Source organism: Rhizobium sp. S96 (assembly GCF_030382195.1).
In the GTDB taxonomy this organism is placed as follows: Bacteria; Pseudomonadota; Alphaproteobacteria; order Rhizobiales; family Rhizobiaceae; genus Rhizobium.
In genome coordinates, this window is the sequence record NZ_JAUDRY010000017.1 from 1 (window position 1) to 18951 (window position 18951).

General features: G+C 58.8%; 18 protein-coding genes. 4 read left to right on the forward strand and 14 right to left on the reverse strand.

Annotated features, from left to right (window positions below; genetic code table 11):
- The first annotated feature begins 288 nt into the window (after nucleotides 1-288).
- The gene (locus QTL94_RS19085) at nucleotides 289-558 is read left to right on the forward strand and encodes a DUF6959 family protein (RefSeq protein WP_289802885.1); all 270 of its coding nucleotides are present in this window, start codon (nucleotides 289-291) and stop codon (nucleotides 556-558) included.
- A 405-nt stretch (nucleotides 559-963) separates the two neighbouring features.
- Here QTL94_RS19085 and QTL94_RS19090 read toward each other — a convergent pair whose 3' ends face one another.
- From QTL94_RS19090 to QTL94_RS19105, 5 genes are all read right to left on the reverse strand, one after another.
- Nucleotides 964-1341 carry an Imm8 family immunity protein gene (locus QTL94_RS19090; RefSeq protein ID WP_289802886.1) on the reverse strand — a complete coding sequence of 126 codons (378 nt, stop codon included), beginning with the start codon at nucleotides 1339-1341 and terminating at the stop codon, nucleotides 964-966.
- A 592-nt stretch (nucleotides 1342-1933) separates the two neighbouring features.
- Complete coding sequence (locus tag QTL94_RS19095; protein ID WP_289802887.1) at nucleotides 1934-2254, reverse strand: DUF7684 family protein; 321 nt, start codon at nucleotides 2252-2254, stop codon at nucleotides 1934-1936.
- Nucleotides 2255-2321: 67 nt separating this feature from the next.
- Nucleotides 2322-2642: a YrhB domain-containing protein gene (locus QTL94_RS28365; protein WP_354666067.1), complete on the reverse strand. Its 321-nt coding sequence runs from the start codon at nucleotides 2640-2642 to the stop codon at nucleotides 2322-2324.
- A 98-nt stretch (nucleotides 2643-2740) separates the two neighbouring features.
- Nucleotides 2741-3118 carry a hypothetical protein gene (locus QTL94_RS19100; RefSeq protein ID WP_289802888.1) on the reverse strand — a complete coding sequence of 126 codons (378 nt, stop codon included), beginning with the start codon at nucleotides 3116-3118 and terminating at the stop codon, nucleotides 2741-2743.
- A gap of 122 nt (nucleotides 3119-3240) precedes the next feature.
- Nucleotides 3241-3753: a hypothetical protein gene (locus QTL94_RS19105; RefSeq protein WP_289802889.1), complete on the reverse strand. Its 513-nt coding sequence runs from the start codon at nucleotides 3751-3753 to the stop codon at nucleotides 3241-3243.
- Nucleotides 3754-4021: 268 nt separating this feature from the next.
- On the opposite strand from QTL94_RS19105, the gene QTL94_RS19110 reads away from it, so the two are divergent.
- Nucleotides 4022-5869: an SGNH/GDSL hydrolase family protein gene (locus QTL94_RS19110; RefSeq protein WP_289802890.1), complete on the forward strand. Its 1848-nt coding sequence runs from the start codon at nucleotides 4022-4024 to the stop codon at nucleotides 5867-5869.
- Here the strand turns inward: QTL94_RS19110 and QTL94_RS19115 are convergent.
- The 9 genes from QTL94_RS19115 to ung all read right to left on the reverse strand — a co-directional run bounded on the left by QTL94_RS19115 (nucleotide 5856) and on the right by ung (nucleotide 15874).
- Complete coding sequence (locus QTL94_RS19115; RefSeq protein WP_502944159.1) at nucleotides 5856-6440, reverse strand: LbetaH domain-containing protein; 585 nt, start codon at nucleotides 6438-6440, stop codon at nucleotides 5856-5858. The two genes, QTL94_RS19110 and QTL94_RS19115, sit on opposite strands and share 14 nt — an antisense overlap.
- Before the next feature lie 14 nt (nucleotides 6441-6454).
- The gene (locus QTL94_RS19120) at nucleotides 6455-7768 is read right to left on the reverse strand and encodes a hypothetical protein (RefSeq protein ID WP_289802891.1); all 1314 of its coding nucleotides are present in this window, start codon (nucleotides 7766-7768) and stop codon (nucleotides 6455-6457) included.
- Nucleotides 7765-9102 (reverse strand): polysaccharide biosynthesis protein, encoded by a 1338-nt coding sequence (locus QTL94_RS19125; RefSeq protein WP_289802892.1) that lies wholly within the window; start codon nucleotides 9100-9102, stop codon nucleotides 7765-7767. Before QTL94_RS19125 ends, QTL94_RS19120 begins: the two co-directional genes overlap by 4 nt.
- Nucleotides 9066-10040 carry an NAD-dependent epimerase/dehydratase family protein gene (locus tag QTL94_RS19130; RefSeq protein ID WP_289802893.1) on the reverse strand — a complete coding sequence of 325 codons (975 nt, stop codon included), beginning with the start codon at nucleotides 10038-10040 and terminating at the stop codon, nucleotides 9066-9068. Before QTL94_RS19130 ends, QTL94_RS19125 begins: the two co-directional genes overlap by 37 nt.
- Before the next feature lie 16 nt (nucleotides 10041-10056).
- Entirely contained in the window at nucleotides 10057-11253 is a 1197-nt protein-coding gene (locus tag QTL94_RS19135; RefSeq protein WP_289802894.1) for a glycosyltransferase family 4 protein, read from the reverse strand.
- A 224-nt stretch (nucleotides 11254-11477) separates the two neighbouring features.
- Nucleotides 11478-13298, reverse strand: a complete 1821-nt coding sequence (locus QTL94_RS19140; RefSeq protein ID WP_289802895.1) for a Wzz/FepE/Etk N-terminal domain-containing protein — start codon at nucleotides 13296-13298, stop codon at nucleotides 11478-11480.
- Between the two features lie 179 nt (nucleotides 13299-13477).
- A complete protein-coding gene (locus tag QTL94_RS19145; RefSeq protein ID WP_289802896.1) occupies nucleotides 13478-14086 on the reverse strand; it encodes an alpha/beta hydrolase in 609 nt (202 codons plus the stop codon).
- Between the two features lie 14 nt (nucleotides 14087-14100).
- Entirely contained in the window at nucleotides 14101-15033 is a 933-nt protein-coding gene (locus QTL94_RS19150) for a VOC family protein (RefSeq protein WP_289802897.1), read from the reverse strand.
- Between the two features lie 139 nt (nucleotides 15034-15172).
- Nucleotides 15173-15874 (reverse strand): uracil-DNA glycosylase, encoded by a 702-nt coding sequence (ung, locus tag QTL94_RS19155; RefSeq protein ID WP_289802898.1) that lies wholly within the window; start codon nucleotides 15872-15874, stop codon nucleotides 15173-15175.
- Between the two features lie 160 nt (nucleotides 15875-16034).
- On the opposite strand from ung, the gene QTL94_RS19160 reads away from it, so the two are divergent.
- Both QTL94_RS19160 and QTL94_RS19165 read left to right on the forward strand, forming a co-directional pair.
- Complete coding sequence (locus tag QTL94_RS19160; protein WP_289802899.1) at nucleotides 16035-17459, forward strand: phosphomannomutase; 1425 nt, start codon at nucleotides 16035-16037, stop codon at nucleotides 17457-17459.
- A gap of 29 nt (nucleotides 17460-17488) precedes the next feature.
- A complete protein-coding gene (locus tag QTL94_RS19165; RefSeq protein ID WP_289802900.1) occupies nucleotides 17489-18916 on the forward strand; it encodes a mannose-1-phosphate guanylyltransferase/mannose-6-phosphate isomerase in 1428 nt (475 codons plus the stop codon).
- The last annotated feature ends 35 nt before the right edge of the window (nucleotides 18917-18951 follow it).

Below are 18951 nucleotides of genomic sequence, written 5' to 3' on the forward strand. Positions count from 1 at the left end.
CAATTCAACGTGTCGATACTCGTTAGACATAAGCCTGTCCTCAAGCCTGTGCTTGAGCCTTTCTGCTTATGCCGACTGTCCGGTCGAAATGGGGTGCAGTTCACACACGACCTTCTGGACAGATCGGCACTAGCTTTCGGAGACGAAGACAGAGCCCGGCATCACCGGGCGCTCGCCAAGCATCTCTCGAATCTGGCATAGCGATGTTTGGGCGGCGGGGTCCGCTAGCGGCCCATTGCGGACTCACTCGCAAATATGGTCGTTTCTGAAATTAGCCGAGGATCACCTATGCACGAACGCGCAAAACTGCTGACACCCGCTCACAATTTCGCTGTTGTCCAACTGCCTGAACGAAAGTTCCCAGGCGTGGTTTTTCAAGGAGACTCACTGCATTCAATCGTGACACAGATCGCCAACATGCAAAAACTTCTTGCGACTGGCCAACTAGAAGATTTAAGCGAGGAATTTGAATTCCTGCTTAAAGATCTGTTCGATATCCAAGCGGACTATGAACAGGTATGTTCTACTCAAGGGATCGGTCTGCCATACGTTCGGTAACGCCATCCGGTCAGAATTCGCCTTGACTGCAGTCGACCTTAAGCGGGCCAGTTCATTAGCGGCTTGAACGATGCACGACCACAAAGCGAACAACAAACCCCACTGCCATGAACATCCAGAATGCTAACACAAAATAGGATGTCGCTTGAGCACCTAGACACTCGCTCTCATCAATTTGACAGCTTTGAACGACGCCCATTCGGAGAAATACCACCGCGATGGCTAAGGAGCCTCCGGCCAATATGCAGGACATCCAAGCCCAGATACCTCGGCGCATCATGTACATGGATGCCATAATAGCGACACAGGGCAGGAAGGTCACAAACTCCAAAGAAACCACTATCCCTCCTGCTGGCTTCACACGCGCATGCAAACGCTATCCGTCATTGACGTGGCCGGAGCCCTTCAAGTTTTGTTTTTCTTTTTGTTCGGCGTGTCCCATTCCCAAAGAAACCTCGAGCGTAGTTCATCCAGGCATTCGTTCCACGTTTCTCGCTCGCAAGCTGCAACAGCCGTGATCAAATACTTTTTGAGCGTTTCGAACACGAACGAATGGATACGCATTATTTTCATGCCGCTAGTTCCGCCTGGCACATTGTTGGGGGTGACCACTCTGGTAAAAAAGGTCTCTGTCCAGTTCTCATCCCTCGGTCCGATTTGGAGCTGGAGCGAAATATCGGCGTTGTTCGGTGAGGCTATTTCAAACTCCTCATTCGTCGTCATATCGAAAATGAATGTCTGTTCGGCGGAAACCGCCAGCACGAGACCTATTCTCAGTTCCATATGGATATCTCGCTCTGGCCGCCTTAGCGGGCAGCCTAGAGTAGAAATTTCATGTAGTACGTCAATATCTTCTTTTGGCGCAAAACCGCCGGCTATCGATTTCGGTTATCGGTCCAAAGCTGTCATCTCACACTTGCAACGATGTGCGGAATGCAGCAGTTTTCGGGATTATCTCTGTACAAATCGCGAGACCGCATGACCCGCTCCCTGACGAAATTTGCTTGCCTTGACTGTCAACGGGTCTTCAAACGGCGCGCCGACGCTACACAGAAGACTTGCCCACGTTGCGCGGGCACAACCTATAGGACAGGGTCGGATTTCCGTGCGCCTTCCGCTGCCGACAAGAAGGGGTGGGCGGTGGCGGCATTTCTTATCTCAAGAGGCTTTCCGTATTATCGGCTCGGTGTGAAGTATCCCACGACCCTAAAGGAAGCCCGGCAATTTGTCGAAAAGAACGCATCCTTGGCCGTGGATATGACGAGCAGCCGGTCTATCCCGCTGCAATGGCCGAGAGATCATCGCGCATAACAAATGTCCGCCTGTGGCGCACAAAGCGGTCAATTGTCGATGTCGGCTATCGGCCTTTAGCGGACTAAAGATACACTTGTTCCACACTGCCGCCTTCGTTGGCCTCGCAAGCCGCAAGCATATCGAGCACCTCCGTCAACGACTCATCGGAGTGAGAAGTGGTACACAGGAACCTATCTGGCGTTGAGCCATCGCCGACCACTATCCAATCTACCCTTTCTTCCAGTTCTGCAGAACCGGCCCCGATAATCGCTAGCAATGAAACGCGGTCGGCAAGGCATTGCTCAACGAAGGCTTCCAGCAGGGCTTCATCAGACAATGGTGCGTGGAGGATAACTTTTCGCGCTAAGGACATTCCGGAAAGGTAGCTTGCAAATCCAATCACTGCAATTGGCGGAACTCGACCGTCCCGCCCATAGGGCCGTGGGGTACGCTATCGGTCAAAGCCGCCATCACCAAACAGGATATTCGGGCGCTATGCGTAGTTGCGGCGGAGACAGGGAATTTTCGAACTCGTGTAGATAATCTGCTACTGGCTGAGTGGTTCCGAGAACCTCTATTCGGCCATTATAGCGGTCGATGAGAAACGGTGCATTCCCGACCAGTGCGTCTGAGAGGTCGCTAGGCTCTGTCAGAAAAGCGCTGGATTGGTAGAAGAAGATCCAACCGTACGGCTTTGCAATTGTCGCTTCTTGTACGATCTCGACTCCCGCTCCGCAGACTATCTGGACCCAAGCTTCCGCGAGCCGTCGCGCACTCGCGAATGTCAGCATGTTCTTCTCCAAACGAAACGCTATGTGAAATGATAGGCATCACAGTTATTGCGCGTGTCAACGTCCGGTCTTGGCACAAAGCGGACGAATGTCGATGTCTATCGGCCCTTAGCGGACCGATTACGCCAACATAGCTGATCAAAAAACGCTTCCAACCGCCCGATTGTTTGCGCTGGCGCCTCGGTCCGGTGCCACTGTCGATCCTCGAGCATGGTATCGATATAGCGGAACTCAATCATCCCTGAAGGCAACGGTGAAATTCGAAGATAAGGGCCACTAAATGGGGCGACATCAGTTTGTTGAACACAGAGATCGAGCATAGATGACCAGCCAAACAGCTCTAGGCACAAGGTGCTCTGATTGATGTGCTTTGCAATGTCTCCAATTGCGCCGAGCGCTCGCTTTGCTCCATCATCACCAGATCTCAACTGCGCAGCAATGAAGTAGTCTGCTAGCTGCTCCCAATTTTGTTTCATCCGAAACTCGGCTCCTTGCTGTAGCACTATGCCAGACCTTACGGCGACCTAATAAACTTGCAATGTCCGCAGTTGGCGCAATGCGGGTTGATGTCGGCTCTCGGCCCGAAGCGGCAATACGGTCAGAATGCGAGCGTGATCTTTGTGCCGATGCGGGCTTGCGGCCCTTCAGAAACATCCAGAGTGTAGTAATCGCTCGTGGATCGGGGGAATCCGAAGCTCATAGTGTGGCTTGGGAACTCGGCGTCGGGATCGAAAGCATCCGTTGAATACCAGAGTAGCATAGGATTTGTTATGCGGTTCTTTACCAAGTAGCGGGCAAAATAGTCGCAGATAGAAAAATATATCAGGACCATGTCTTGAGCAGGATAGGCATAGTCTAGGTCATCCTGCAGATGAACTTTGTTTAGGCGCATCTCCACCGAGAAGTCATCTAAATCTGTAGTTGCCTCGGCGATCTGTTTATCTATGGAGCCAGGTGGGTTACGCGGTCCTAAGAAATAGCCGTTGTAGAAGCTCGCTTCGACGAGCCAATCGACCAAACTTTTCGGGATGGTGGGAGTGACAAGTTCGGTGCTCCTTGCCACGATTTCAGCCGCCATTTCATTAAATCGGTGTCCAATGTCTGCGCGCATTCAGTACCCCGCCAAGGCGATCATTACCCAACCTATATGGATGAACACTGGCGACTGCAATTGGCGCGAAGAGGTCATCTGCATGATGTCCGCAACCGGCCCTTAGTGGACCTCGTTTGTTAACGCGCAGCCTGTTCAGCGATGAATTCGAGATACCATTTTTTGAAGTCGTCCGGCCCATATAGATATGGGCGATCTCCTCCAAAGACATCCCCGCACGCCGGCCATGCGATAGGATTAAACTCCTAAATCCGTATGGAGATCTCACATGCATGTTGGTTTCAGTCTCGGCGTCGCTCAACCCGATGTCCCGAAAGCGTCGGTTTCCGTCACAATCGTCGCGTACGGCGACAGTCTCACCGCAGGCGCAGGTGCATCAAGCCTTGCTCAGGCATATCCCGCGGTTGCCGCAAATCTCTTCACGCCAGCCCGAACCGTGGCAAACCGCGGCATCGGCGGGCAGAGTTCGACCGAAATCGCGGCGCGTCAGGGCGGCTTGCCGCTGCTTATCGCTGTGCGCGACAGCAACCCCAAGAACCTTTACCCGCATAGCCGCGATTGGATGGATACATTCGAAGGCGGCAGCATCAACGGGCTCACTCATCTGCTCGTACAGAAGGGCCGCGACGAGACTGGATTGCCATACGGCGATGTCCGCATTCAGGGCACGGCAACCGCATCGTTCACCGACATCGGCCGACTGGTCTATGGCGCGATCGCCGCGAACTACGAAATCGAGCCGGGCGGCAGCTGGACGATATCCGCGGACGCCCAGCTGGTCGGCGGATCGGCCGCCGGCGTCGTCGGTTTGCGCTTGCTGCTGATTGAAGCCGATGAACTGGGAGGCTACCTCGACGAAATCGCCGCGCCCTCGTTTCAACTCGACGGCACGCGCAGCCACGTCGCAGCAACGGGGCTGGCAACGCACCGGTTCATACGGTCCACCATCCTGCTGAGTGTCACCGAAGGGAGCACGATCGATCTTACGCTGCGCATTTTCTCCGGGCAGTTCGAGGCGGGCGGGAGCGAGACGGCTCTGCAGTTGACGCCGGGCGACGGGCAGATACCGGCATACCATCCGACCTATTCCACGACGCACCGCTTCAGCGCTTCAGCAGAGGGATGGACGCCCCGCCAGCAGGATGGGCACACGACACCGATACGTGTGGAGGGCGGGAAGCTTGTCATTGAAAACGATGATGCTGGAACACTGCGGGGATGCGAGCTGGCAGTTGCTGCAATCCCTGAGGGCAAGCTGATCCGCATCGCCTTCGATATCGACTTTCCCGTAGGGACCGGCCTGATCCACGTCGGTGGATTGAACACGCCGGGCGGCAGCTGGGCGACGAGAACCGCCGACGGAAACCCGACCTGGGTGATCAGCAGCAGCGGTCATCACGAGCTCGTCTTCACCAGCGGGAACATGGATTTCGGCAATCCGGTGTGTGGCGCGCTCGCGATCCTCACAAGCGGCACATCAGTCGTCTGGTCGCTCGACAATATCGTGGTCGAATGGGGAGACGACAGTCCGCAGGTTCCGGTGACATACCGATCAATCGATGTCTTCCACGGTACCAGTTCGGCCAGCGCCGGCGGTACCGTCGCCGGCACGCGGGGAACGCTGACGGTCGAATCCGGCTCGACATGCAACTTCACCAGAAGCGTTGCCGGTGACTGCATCCCGGTGCCCTATGAAACACCCTTCAAATCCGATGAGGCCATGTCGCATCGACGCTACCTTCAATGGATCTGGGCCGGACGCAACAACGCAATGGATCAGGCAGCCGTCCTGTCCGATATCGCGTCGATGGTGGCGCACACGACGAGCGGACGGTTTCTCATCGGTTCGATCCTGACCTCGGCAGGCGACACGCCGCCGACGAAACAGGCCATCTTCGATCTGAACAGCGAACTGCTCCGACGCTACGGGCCGCACTATGTCGACCTGCACACCGCGCTTCTTGCTGCGGGCAATGGAAGCGCGCTCGATGAAGAGGACCGTGCCGCCCGCATCGTTCCTCGTTCGCTGCGATCCGATCCTATCCACCTCAACGACCAGGGTTATGCCATCGTCGCGGAGGCGTGGGTCGCCGCCACGCTTGCTATGGGCTGGTAATGCGCACTCGCTGCCGAATGAACCGGGCCGGGTTTCCCGCGTGGACGCTCCACGCGGGGAGATCCTTGAACGCAACACCTCGCGCGCCGAGAACCGCGCCCTCCTCAACGATCACGCCCGGCCCGACGAATGCCTCGGCAGCTACCCAGGCATTGGCGCCGATCGTGATCGGCCGCGCAACCAGCTGGAAATGCGGGTCGTCGATGTCATGCGTGCCGGCGCAAAGATGGGCGCCTTGCGACACAATGGCGTGCGCGCAGATGCGGATCGGCGCCATGCTGTAGCAGGTCACACCAGGGCCGATCAGCGTGTTGGCTTCCATTGTGAGGTTCGGCGGGTACCATATCTTCGCCGAGCCATGGACGCGCACGTTCGACGCTAGTTTCGCGCCGAAGAGCCTCAGGAGCAGCGCCCGCCAAGGATGAAGCGGGGCCGGCGTCCATGCACCGAGGAGCGCCCAGGTCAATTTCCACACGGCGCGTTGCGCTCGGTGCCTGAGGCTGAAGCTCGGGCCGCCGCTCCGCGATCCGTTTGCTTGGGCATCCAATATCCCCAGTCGCCTCTGTTCCATCTCCATCACCGGCTTTATCCTTCCGCTGCACTGACCGCACGCGTCACGTCGCGCCGAACCGAGATCGCTGCCAGTCGCATGACGAGCATCTGACAGGTGAAGAGTGGCAGCACCGCACCCACCGGACCGCGCAGGAGGATCGGAAGCGAGGACGCAATAACGAAATGCATGACGTCAACCTGGAAGAAGCTGCCCCAGGTCGAACGAAGCGCACTTCGCAGCAACATGGCCGCGATAGTGCCGCCCAGCGCCACACCCAGGAAACCAAAATCCATATAGAAATCGCAGCCCAGAAAGAACGACAGGTTTGGCGTGCCGTACATGCCCGCGGAGAACAGCTCATTGCCGATATCCAGGCCACCGACGATCGGCTTTCCTTCCCACATTGCTCGCGGAACGAAGAAGAGAACCACAGCAGTCAGCTTTTCACCCCAAAGATGATCGTGGGCGGACATGAAACGAACGGCGTGAACGGCGGTGTCGAAGACGTCGATGGAAGGAATGTCGAAGAAGTTGCCGACAACGGACAATTGGGAGAGATCGGAGAGCCCGTTCAGACCCGATCGCGTCGTGATATTGAGGATCGGAAAGCCGACGGTCAGCGCGAGCAGGCTGGCGATGTAAAATTTCGAGGCGGAAACCTTGCCGCCGGCGAGCGCAAGCACGATGGGTCCCCACACGGCGAGCAGAATGAAACGCGGCGCGTTGAACGGGTTGCGTGAGATCGCGAGCAGAAGCACGGCCGCCAGCAAGGGAATGGCTGCGGCAACCCGCTGCTGCGTCAACCGGAAACGAGCGGCCATCAGGCAGGTCGTGACCGATTGCGCAGCCAGAAACAGCATGCCCGCGATGAATGATTGCGATGGATCCTGCTCAAGTCGCGGCAGCAGCAATCGATCAAGACCGCCTTCCGACAGAACGAACAACGCAAAGGACGTGAGGTTCACGACCAGCAAGCCGGTCAGCCCTGGCTCCACCGAGGCTGGCGTCTTCTCGCCCTTCTCCATCGAGACGAAAAGAAAGGGAAGGCAAAAGAGAACGACAATGATCATTGCCGCGACGTATTCCTCCGGCTCGTAGGCGAAGGTCGTAATCGCCGTCACCCCACCGATCTGGTCGCCATGCAGCCGCTGCAGCGGCGAAATCACGAAGTAGATGAAGAGGCAGAACCAGAACACGTCTCCTACCTGGAACTGCCTTGATCCGATCCGCGCCAAGCCTGCCAGAACCATCGCAAGCATGGGCAAGGTCAGCAGAACCACAAACGCGCTGTCGGCGAAAGGAAGATTGGCCAGATAGAGGGCAAGTACCGTTCCGATCCGGATCATGGGTTGACCTGAACAGAAACGGCCGGCGTCGTTCGTCGGAGGGGACGGCAGACGCAAAGCACCATGACACCATGGCTCAGAACCTCCGCGGTTGCCAGCCCCGGGAGCCCGAGCCACCAGCCGAGGCCCGCGCTCGCGACCAGACAAGCGATCATGGCGGTATTCATCGCCCATGCAACCAGAGCATATCGCCCCAACGCCTGCACGGCCTGCGCCACCGTCTGCGCCAGGGCGCCGGTCAGAATGCCGACAGAGAACAGCGCGACGACGGCTGCCGCGCTTGCTAGCGCACCGTCGAGCAGTATCGAGCAGCCGGCGGCACCAACGAGCAGGCCCGACGCCATGGCCACCGCCAGCAGGGTTGCCAAACGCTGGGTTCGAAACGCAGCCCGAAAAGGCTTTGCCGCCGATAGCAGATTTCTGGCAAGCACTGCGAAATGTGCCCTGCGAACGAAGTCCAGCACTTGCGACACGGCAGCTGCTATCTGGCGCCCGTAAACGAAGAGCGCGGTCGCCACCTCCCCCAGAACCAGCGAACAGACGACGATCTGAAACCGGAATGACAGTTGCCCCGGAAGGACGGAAAGCAGGACGGCGCCGCCTTCCCGCGCGAATTCCAGGCTTTGCGTCCGCGTGACGTCCACCGGCCGAGGCAAGCAACGCAGCAGACGCAGCACTACCAACTGGGCCACGACGGCAAAGGCATAGCCGACCGAAAGCGCAGCACCGAGCACGAGGCCAGCGATGCTGGGCGCTTCGTGCGCTGCAAACACGAGAGCAAACGCCGATGAGAGATAGGCCAGAACGCTGGTCGCTCCGCTGATGCCGCTGAGCTGCATGCCGTCGAACACGCCGGCAGCATTGAACGACCAGAGGAACAGCGCCGGAATGGCGGACAAGATATAGAAGCGGTAGAACGGATCCGCCGACACGAGGGCATAACCGACCCCGACCGTCGCCACGACGGCGGCAATGCAGAAACGCACGCGGCACGCAGCCCAGTAACACCGCCCGATCTCGGCCTGCCGTCCTGCCGCATCCGCAAGCGAAACGCGCCTGGCAATCGTCGTGACCGCCCCGCAATCGACAATCATCAAGGCAAGGATCGCGAAGGAGAAGGAGACGCCGAAGCGCGCGAGAAGATCGAATGCGTCGCGACTGACGAGCAAGGTCTGCGCGAGAAAGATCGAGCCCTGCCCCATGCCGAAGCTGGTGATCAGCAACAGAGCATTCGCATGGCCATTCTGGGATAGTCTTCGAAGGGCTGTCGATCTGGCGACCGTTGCTTCCGGCAGCATCACGCCGCCTTCCGCATCAGCTGCCGTTCTATCCACTCATAGGTCTTCTCAAGTCCGATCGTCAGGCTCTGTGATGGACGCCAGCCGAGTTTCTCCTCGATCAGGCGGTTGTCCGAATTTCGACCGCGCACTCCGGTCGGCCCAGGAATGTGCCGCTTGTGAAGACGCTTGCCCGCGATGTCGCAGACCATGTCGACGAGCGTGTTTATGCTCACCATTTCATCCGAACCGATATTCACCGGCCCCTGAAAGTCCGAGCGCGTCAGCCGCGTCGTCCCCTCTATGCATTCGTCGACATAGAGGAACGACCGCGTTTGCAGCCCATCACCCCATATTTCTATCTCGCCGCCAGAGGAAGCCGTCGCGACCTTCCGGCAGATCGCCGCCGGCGCCTTCTCCTTGCCGCCCTCCCAGGACCCGCACGGGCCGAAAATGTTGTGATACCGGGCGATCCGGTTGGTCATCCCGTGATTGCGGTTGTAGGCGAGGAAAAGCCGCTCCGAGATCAGCTTCTCCCACCCGTACTCGCTGTCCGGTGCGGCCGGATAGGCAGAGGATTCCCGGCAGTTGGGGTTATCGGGATCTTCCTGGTTGTAGGCCGGATAGATGCAGGCCGACGACGAATAGAAGATGCGGTCGATGTGCTGCAGCCGCGAAAATCTCGCCACGTTGAGATTGATGGTCGCCGAATTGTGGATGATGTCGGCATCATGCTCACCAGTGAAGATATAACCAGCGCCACCCATGTCCGCAGCCAGCTGATAGACCTCGTCGAAGCGACCGTCGATCACCTGTTCGCAAACACTCTGGCTCCTGAGATCGCCAATGACGAACTCATCGGCCGCACTTTCCTCGTAATCAGGAAACTTCAGATCGACCCCGCGAACCCAAAGGCCCTCATGTTTCAATCGTTGAACGAGATGGCTGCCGATGAAGCCACCGGCACCACAGACAAGAGCAGTCTTCCCACGCACGCTACGCCCCCCAGCGTTAGATTGCTTTCAACTCCGGCAAGAACAGACCGGCGAAAATCCCCTCGAAACGATCGCCGATCCGTTGAATGTCAAAATTCTTCTCCGCGTAATCCCGCCCGTTCGCGCCGAGCGCCTTACGCAAAGGCACATCCCCCGCAAGCTTTCGAAGGTTTTCGATAAACGACCCCGCATCGCTTGGTGACGAGACAAGCCCGGCCTGCACCCTTTCGATGATCCGGCGTGCAAGGTTTCCCGTCGGGATCGCGGCAAGAATGGGCTTCCCGCAGCAGAGATAGGTCAATACCTTGGATGGTACCGAAAATATCCCCGCATCCTGCTCGATCATCGCGATCAGGATATCGGCCTTCGCCAACACTTTCGGCAGATCACCGAAAGGTACCCAAGGCCTGACCGACAGATTGGCAACACCTTCTTCGGTCGCGCGGCGGGAAAGGCTGTCGGCGACTTTCCCCTCGGAAAAAACCTCGATGGAAACAGGCAACTGCTTGGCGGCGGCGAGCAAAATATCGGGATTGTGCTTGTATCCGAGGGTCCCAGCATAGATCGCGCGGGTCCGCCCCTCCTCGCCCGCCGGCAGCGCAGTTTCGCTTCCAGCGTCCGTCATCTCGCCCAACGGCGCCCAGTTCTCGACAACCGAGACCCGCGCCTGCGCAACACCTTCTTGTCGTAGGACCGAAACGAAATCCTCGGTGATCGCGACCACATGATCGCTGCGTCGCAGGAGCGAATATTCCAGTCTCCGGTAGCGAGCCGCAATCACGCCGCCGAGCACCGGAAGCGCCTTCGGAACGACCCGACTGATCGCCTCGCTGTAGATGTCCTGAAGCCAGAAGACGAACTTCGCGGCACAGGCACGCGCGGCCTTATAGATCAACGCCTGTGTATCGAGCGGCGCATTGGAGGACAGGACGATGTCGGGCCGGAAATGCCTGATCTGCCGCGCCACCATCCGGCCGAACTCGATTTCCTGCGATCTCCGTTTGAAGAAGCTGTTCTTCTGGAAGGTTTCGGCGAGCGAAAGTCCAACGATGTCAAGCGTATCGGGATCATCGGCTTTTGTGGCGAGATCGCCCTTCGGGGTCTGGAAGCTCGCCGAGTAGACGTGCAGCAGCGTGTGGCCCCGTCGTGCCAGACAACGGGAAAGCTCGATCTGGAACGGATGTCCGGAATAGTCGTGAACGAGAATCCGCATGCCCTCGACCATGTCTTGTTCGCTATGATTTTCTGAAAAATGCTATTCCACGCGCTCGGCTGCCAATATCGGGCGGCCGATATGCTATTCCATCAAGAATAAGGCGTCGGTTGTATTTGCAATTTAACTAAACTTTTACGAAAACAACCTGAATGTCAAGCTCAACCGAGCATATCGTTTAAATTGCATTCACATTCGAACCGGCTGTGCTCGCCGGCATCGTCTCAGGTCCTCGACGGCGAATAGACACCGCCGAAGCTCAGCCACTTTTTCTGATCCTGCCGGTTCAACACCGCAACAATCGGAACACCGTCACGGACGTTTGCCTTGAGCTCGGCAACAGCCTTGCGAGCCACGCTTTGAGGCGTATTGGCCCAGCGGACAACGAAGAGAATCGCATCGCACAGGCGCGCAAGATAGAGCGCATCCACCGCCGCATCGACCGGCGGCGTATCGATCACCACATAGTCGAAGTGCTGACGGGCGCGCGAAAGCAGCGCCCTGATTTTCGGGCTCATCAGCAGGTCGTCGGTCGGAAACTCGGCCGGACGCGCTCCCAGGATCACGGAGAGATTGGTCGCATTGTCGGTCACGACGATATTCGCAAGCCCGGGATCGGGCTCCCCCCGCAGCAGATTGACGAACGCCGGCGTTGGCTCCCGATCGACATGCCGGTGAATGCTGGGCTTGCGCAGATCGCAATCGATCAGCAGCGTTCGCTTGCCGGCGCGGGAATAGGTTCGTGCAAGCGAGGCCGCAAGCGTCGACTTGCCGTCCTGATGCGACGGCGACGACACCATGATCACGATCCCCTGTTCCTGGCCGTCATCGAGAAATGCCGCTCGGCTGAGCAACGCCTGCTCGACGGACACCCTGATCCGCCTGATCGATTCCGAGAAGACCGAAAGCGGCGCCGTTATGATCGTGTCCGAGAGGCCACGGCCATGCGGTTTGTCCAGCTCGCTCCCCTCCTGATGCGGCACCACTGCTGCCAGCGGAATGTTCAACACCGCGCTCACCTGATCTTCGCCCGTAAACCCGCCGACGAAAAACTCGCGCAGAAAGGCAGCGCCCAGACCAATGCCAACGGCGACCAGCGCCATAACGGCCAGGATCGGCAAGGTCTTCGGATAGGAAGGGTCGATTGGCGCCATTGCCTGCGAGACGACGCGACTGTCCGCGAGTTGCAGCGTTGCCTGCGCCTCGAAGTCCTGCAGGCGGGTGAGCAGGTTCTGATACTGGGCTCTGGCAATCTGCGACGACTGCTGAAGGCTGTAGAACTGGGTCACCGTTGCAGAGGGGACGGCACTCCCGCCATCGGCCATGGTTCCAAAACCGGCCGCGGAAATTCGCGGCGCTGCGTCGATATTGAAGCCCGGCAGGTCATGATGGGAAGCCGTAAAGGCGTCGAGCTCGTTCTCATGTTCCGCCAGCAGCTGCTTGGCCGCGGACACCCGCTGCTGGAGGCTGTTGCGAGCGGCAATCGTGCCCGCGACCTTGCCATCCACCTGGTTCCTGACATAGGCGGCAGTCACCAGGTTGGCGAGCCTTGCAGCCTTCTCGGCATCCTGTGAGGTGACCCCGACCGTGATCAGGTAGGTCAGGCCTTCTCGCCGAACCCTGACCGCTTCTTTCAACGAGGCAAGCACCGATCCAAGAACAACGCTTTCGGATGCCGGGGCAGTCTCCCCCCCAAACAGATCACGGATGCGTGCGATCGCGCCACGACCCGGCCGAAACTCCGGATCCGACAGCAGATTGCCGTCCCTGACGACATCGAGCAGAACTGCATCGGACTGAATGATCCGAACCTCACTCTCCACCCGCGAATTATCCGTCAGCCCGTTTGCCGACGCCGTATCTGGATCAAGCAGGTTCTTGGAACTGGTATCGACGAGGAGAAGTGCTTGCGCCGTATATCGCGGCGTCACGGAGAAAACGACGATGAGCGTCAGAAGAAAGATCGCCGCGGCAAAAGCCAGTATCGTCCAGACCTGACGTCGCATCAGGCCGAATAGCGTTCGAAGGTCGGCAATCTCGTTCATCCGAAAGCAAACCCTCGACGGATCCACAACCGGGCACCCGCCCAGGTATTGTTAAAAAACAATTACCATAAATGATTGAATATACAACTAGAGATCATCGCATTATATTTGCGGCAACTCGGCGCCGCCCGGTCATGCATCGGACAGCCTCATAGCCGACTGTCCGATGCAGTCTCGATCTATCGATATGGCTCGAAAAGTACTCGAACCGCGTCGATTTCGTTCGGACGGATATCGTGCCCACCCGGGTGCCATTCCGTCGCGACGGACGCATTCTGGCTTTCGAAATAGTCAGCCAGCGCCTGCGTTACCGGCGCGGGGCAAATCGGATCCCGTTGACCGGCGGTGATCAGTATCTTGCGGCCCGCCAGGGCAGGATTTGCCTTGGGCTGGAACGGAATGAGCGGATGCATCAACGCCGAAGCGTCGAACAACCCCTTCTCGATCAGCACGTTGGCAAGAATGTTGGCCCCATTTGAAAAGCCGAGGCCCAGGATCGACGAAGCGCTGTGCTCCTCGGCAAGTCTCTCGACGAAGGCAGCCATCTTGTCGGTCGCCCGCGCAAGATCGGCCATGTCGTAGACACCTTCGCCCGTTCGCTTGAAGAAGCGCGCCGCTCCATACTCGGAAATATCGCCGCGCGGCGAAACGATGGTCGCGTCCGGCAGCAAGCGTCGCACGAAATCGAAGAACTGGTTTTCGTCGCCGCCAGTGCCGTGGAGTGCGAAGAGAATGGGTTTGCCTGGCGCACCGGCATGCAGCCGGTGCACATAATTGCTTTCGGTCATGTCAATCTCCTACCTCAGCCTTCCAGCGGCTGCAGGTGCTGTTCGAGCAGGGACCGCAGATGCTGATGCTGTTGCGGCAGTTTCAGTGCTTCACCGAGATGCGCGGTATCCTCGTCACGGTCGAAACCGGGTTCGTTCGTCGCAACCTCGAACAGGACGCCACCCGGCGTGCGGAAATAGATCGCCCAAAAGTAATCGCGGTCGATAACAGGCGTGACCTGGTAGCCCGTGTCCATCAGCGCCTTGCGGACTTCGAGCTGCTTTTCGCGGTTCTCGACGGCGAAGGCCACGTGGTGGACCGACCCCGCACCCGGCAAGGCGCGCGAGATATTCGGCATGGTTTCGAGATCGACAAGATGTGCGCCGTTGCCACCCGGGATTGTCAGGCGCTTCACGCCGTCTCGCTCTTCCTGCACTTGGTAGCCCATGAACTTCAGCAGCTCCGAGGTAGCACCGTCATCGCGCAAACGCATGGCGACGGAGTGGAAGCCGCGGATCGCATGATCCTCGCTGATCCCGCCATGGGTCCATGGCAGGCGGTTATCGTCCTTGACCTCGACGAGCGCGAAACCATCGCCGTCGGGACCGGCAAAGTTCAAGCGCTTTTCACCGAATGTCTCTTCGGCCTTGAGACCGCCGACATTCAGCTTGGAAAGGCGATCGCTCCAGAAGCCGATCGACCCTTCGGGGATGGAGTAGACCGTTGTTCCCACCTCGCCCGTGCCGGGACGACCCTGGGCCATCTTGGGAAATGGAAAATAGGTCATGATCGTACCTGGCGACCCGGTCTCGTCACCGTAATAGAGGTGATAGACGTCAGGTGCGTCGAAGTTCACGGTTTTCTTGACCCGGCGCAAACCGAGCGCATTCGTGAAAAACTGATTGTTGGTGCGGGCGTCCTCCGCCATCGACGTGACGTGGTGCAGACCCTTGATCTGATCGAGCATTTAAGACCCCTTTCTGGCCCGCCTCGCGGGCTTTCGATGGGTGATAGATGATCCTTAACCGCCGACAGGAATAGTCCTGCCGACCGGAACGCATTGTCTCCTTATAGTGAACGACAAGATCAGTTCGTTCAGCAATGCGTCAGATGTCCTCCGGCTGGAGCGGAAGCTGCCAGATGATCGGCTCGCGGCCGTGTGCCTGAAGGAAGGCATTGGCCTGGGAAAAATGCCCGCAGCCGAAAAATCCATTATGTGCCGAAAGCGGCGAAGGATGCGCCGCCTTCAGAACGAGATGCCGGGACGTGTCGACAAACGCCGCCTTGCGTTGCGCATAGGCGCCCCAAAGCATGAACACCACCGCATCGCATTCATCGTTCACCTTGCGGATCACCGCGTCGGTAAACTTCTCCCAGCCCTTTCCCTGATGGGATGCAGCTTGCGCCTCTTCGACGGTGAGAACGCTGTTCAGGAGCAGGACGCCTTGCCGGGCCCATTGCTCGAGAAACCCATGCTTGGCCGGTGTGATCCCGAGATCGCGTTGCATTTCCTTGTAGATATTGACGAGCGACGGCGGAATTCGCACGCCGGGCCGAACGCTGAAGCACAGACCATGTGCCTGCCCGAGGCCATGATACGGGTCCTGCCCGAGAATGACGACCTTGACGTCGGCGAGCGGCGTGAGGTCCAAGGCGCGAAAATACTCCGCTCCCTTTGGAAATATCCGCTTGCCACTCTGCTTTTGCGCCGTCAGAAAAGCCTTGAGCTGCTGCATGTAGGGACTTTCGAACTCTGCAGCGAGCGCATCTCTCCAGCTTTCTTCAAGCGCTATCGTCCGTTCACTCATGGCCATGCCTCCGCCCGTCCCGTTGACCGAGCTTTAAACTTGCTTCGAAAAGGGATTTGGCAGACATTTTATCGGTCGCCAGTCGTTAAAATTTACAATCTTTGCGTAGATTGCGTCCAAAGCACTAGCGAATTCAAGCGCATCCGAGGGCTTATTCAGGATGAAATTTGGTACAAGCGGGCTACGAGGCCTTTCCGAGGATCTGAAAGGCCGCGCCTCCGCGCTCTATGCGACAGCCTTTGGTCGATACCTGCTGGACAGCCGACGTGCCCAGCCTAGCGATCTCATTATGGTGGGCCGCGACTTCCGTGACTCCAGCCCGGAGATGGCTGAAAATTGCGTCGATGCGCTTGCCGGCCTCGGTTTCAGGACAGCCGACTGCGGCACAGTCCCAACGCCCGCGCTGGCCCTGTACGGCCTGCAGGAACGCGCTGCCTGCCTGATGATCACCGGCTCCCATATTCCCGCCGACAGAAACGGCATCAAATTCTACCGGCCCGACGGCGAGATCGACAAGGACGACGAAGCGGCGATCACCGCAGCCGCCGCTGAGCTTGACCGGGCAGGCTTTTCTTTCACGCCGGGCGCAAAAACCGCTCGGGGTCGCTCCGAAGAGTGCCGCGCATTGTTTGTCCAGCGCAATACCGGACTGCTCGAAAACGGCGCACTCGCAGGCCTGACCATCGGTGTCTACCAGCACAGCACGGTCGCTCGCGACCTGCTGGTGGAATTGCTTGAACAGTACGGCGCCACGGTGATCGCTTTCGGGCGCTCCGAAACATTCATCCCCGTCGATACGGAAGCGGTCTCTGAGGAAACCATTGCGATCCTCAAGAACGCGGCAAAGCAATATGGTCTGGATGCCATCGTCTCGGCAGATGGCGACGGCGATCGCCCGCTTGTCGCCGATGAAAATGGCCAGCCACTGCGCGGCGACCTGCTTGGGCTGATCACGGCCAATTTTCTCGACGCAAAAGTGGTGGTCACCCCCGTCACCTCGAACTCCGGTATCGAATCCGCCGGCAATTTTCGGGTGGTCCGCACGCGTGTCGGATCGCCCTTCGTTATAGCAGGCATGCAGGATGCACGCACGGCTGGCAGTGACGGTGTCGCCGGCTTTGAGGCAAACGGTGGTGTACTCACCGCAAGCGACTTTTCCGTGCGCGGGCAGCCGCTGCGGGCCTTGCCAACCAGAGACTGCTTCCTGCCGATATTGGCGACGCTTTCGCTCGCAGCATCGACGAAGCAGCCGCTTTCGGCGTTGGTCGCCGCGTACCGCCTTCCAGTTGCCGCCGCCGACCGTCTCGAGAATTTCCCCGTCGAGACGAGCGCCCGGCTCATGGCCTACCTGCGCGCCGGCCCGGAAAATCTTGCCACCTTTCTTGAGCCCATCGGCGACGTTGCCGCGATCAGCGATATCGACGGCCTTCGGGTGACGCTCAAGGATCGGCGGATCATCCATTTCAGACCCTCCGGCAACGCTCCGGAGATGCGCTGTTACGTCGAGGCGGAGACCGAGGCCGCAGCCGCCGGCCTGCTCGCTGACGGACTCGCCCGCATCCGCCAATGGGCGGCCGCAAACTGATTGACGACATAAGAACATTCGAGGACGCTGTGATGCAGAAGATAGTTCCAGTGATTATGGCAGGCGGAAAAGGCACCCGCCTTTGGCCTTTGTCGCGCGCCGCTGCGCCAAAGCAGTTCATCCGCTTCATCGGCGACCGCACGCTGTTCCAGGAAACGCTGCTGCGCGTCTCCGACGCGACGCTCTATACGGCGCCGGTGGTGCTCACCAACGAGGAGTTCCGCTTTCTGGTCGCGGAACAGGCGCGCGAACTGGATCTCGGCCTCGCGGCCATCCTGCTGGAGCCGACAGCCCGCAACACCGCGGCAGCCGTCGCGGCAGCCGCGACGCTGGTGCGTGAACGCTTCGGCGACGACACGATCATGCATGTGCTCGGCTCAGACTATGAGATCGTCGCCGACGATTCCTATTTTGAATCGGTGCGCATGGCCGCGGCCACGGCCGCCGACGGCAAACTCGTCACCTTCGGCATCAACCCCACGGAACCCGCTACCGGCTACGGCTACATTGAGGGCGGCGACAACCTTCCTAGCGGCGCGAAGACGGTGAAGCGTTTCATCGAGAAGCCGCCGCTTGCAAAGGCCGAGGAAATGCTGGCGCAGGGAGGTTTCTACTGGAACTCCGGCATGTTCATGTTCTCGGTCTCCCGCCTCATCAGCGAGATGACAAACTACGCTCCGGCGGCGCTGAAGGCCGCCAGCGAGGCAGTCGCCAAGGGCGTCAAGGACCTCGATTTCATCCGGCTCGACAAGGCGGCCTTTTCCGCCAGCCCCAACATTTCCATCGACTACGCGATCATGGAAAAGACAAGCAACGCCGCCGTCGTTCCTTCGCCGTTCAAGTGGTCGGACCTCGGCAGCTGGGATTCCGTCTGGAAGAGCGGCAGCCGTGACGAACTTGGCAATGTGGCAGCCGCCAACACCACGCTGGTCAACACCAAGAATTCGCTCGTCATGACGCATGGCGTGCACCTTGCCGTGCAAGGCATGGAGAACATCGCCGTTGTTGCCAGCGAAGACGCGGTCTATGTCGGACGGCTGGAAGACAGCCAGGGCGTGGGCGATATCGTCAAGATGCTCGCCGCCCTGCCCGCGACATCCAAGCTGACCGAAACGCACCCGACGTCCTACCGCCCCTGGGGCGGCTATACCTCCATCCTGAATGGCGATCGCTTCCAGGTGAAACGCATCTTCGTCACCCCCGGAATGAAGCTGTCGCTGCAGAAGCACCATCACCGCTCCGAACACTGGATCGTGGTGAAGGGCACGGCCGAAGTGACCATCGGCGACAACGTGCAGATGCTGCGCGAGAACGAGTCGGTCTATATTCCGCTTGGAGAAGTGCACCGTCTCGCCAACCCCGGAAAGATCACGCTCGAGCTGATCGAAGTGCAGACCGGCTCCTATCTCGGCGAAGACGACATCATCCGCATCGTCGACGAGTTCGGAAGGAACTAGGCTCGTTTGTCTTGAACTTATAAAATTACCTCTGT

Excerpts from the sequence above, each read along its gene's own strand:
- QTL94_RS19115 (WP_502944159.1), bottom strand. The coding sequence starts at position 6,440 with ATGGAACAGAGGCGACTGGGGATATTGGATGCCCAAGCAAACGGATCG.
- QTL94_RS19160 (WP_289802899.1), top strand. The coding sequence starts at position 16,035 with ATGAAATTTGGTACAAGCGGGCTACGAGGCCTTTCCGAGGATCTGAAA.
- QTL94_RS19140 (WP_289802895.1), bottom strand. The coding sequence starts at position 13,298 with ATGAACGAGATTGCCGACCTTCGAACGCTATTCGGCCTGATGCGACGT.
- QTL94_RS19090 (WP_289802886.1), bottom strand. The coding sequence starts at position 1,341 with ATGGAACTGAGAATAGGTCTCGTGCTGGCGGTTTCCGCCGAACAGACA.
- QTL94_RS19085 (WP_289802885.1), top strand. The coding sequence starts at position 289 with ATGCACGAACGCGCAAAACTGCTGACACCCGCTCACAATTTCGCTGTT.
- QTL94_RS28365 (WP_354666067.1), bottom strand. The coding sequence starts at position 2,642 with ATGCTGACATTCGCGAGTGCGCGACGGCTCGCGGAAGCTTGGGTCCAG.
- QTL94_RS19105 (WP_289802889.1), bottom strand. The coding sequence starts at position 3,753 with ATGCGCGCAGACATTGGACACCGATTTAATGAAATGGCGGCTGAAATC.
- ung (WP_289802898.1), bottom strand. The coding sequence starts at position 15,874 with ATGAGTGAACGGACGATAGCGCTTGAAGAAAGCTGGAGAGATGCGCTC.
- QTL94_RS19120 (WP_289802891.1), bottom strand. The coding sequence starts at position 7,768 with ATGATCCGGATCGGAACGGTACTTGCCCTCTATCTGGCCAATCTTCCT.
- QTL94_RS19145 (WP_289802896.1), bottom strand. The coding sequence starts at position 14,086 with ATGACCGAAAGCAATTATGTGCACCGGCTGCATGCCGGTGCGCCAGGC.
- QTL94_RS19100 (WP_289802888.1), bottom strand. The coding sequence starts at position 3,118 with ATGAAACAAAATTGGGAGCAGCTAGCAGACTACTTCATTGCTGCGCAG.
- QTL94_RS19110 (WP_289802890.1), top strand. The coding sequence starts at position 4,022 with ATGCATGTTGGTTTCAGTCTCGGCGTCGCTCAACCCGATGTCCCGAAA.
- QTL94_RS19150 (WP_289802897.1), bottom strand. The coding sequence starts at position 15,033 with ATGCTCGATCAGATCAAGGGTCTGCACCACGTCACGTCGATGGCGGAG.
- QTL94_RS19135 (WP_289802894.1), bottom strand. The coding sequence starts at position 11,253 with ATGCGGATTCTCGTTCACGACTATTCCGGACATCCGTTCCAGATCGAG.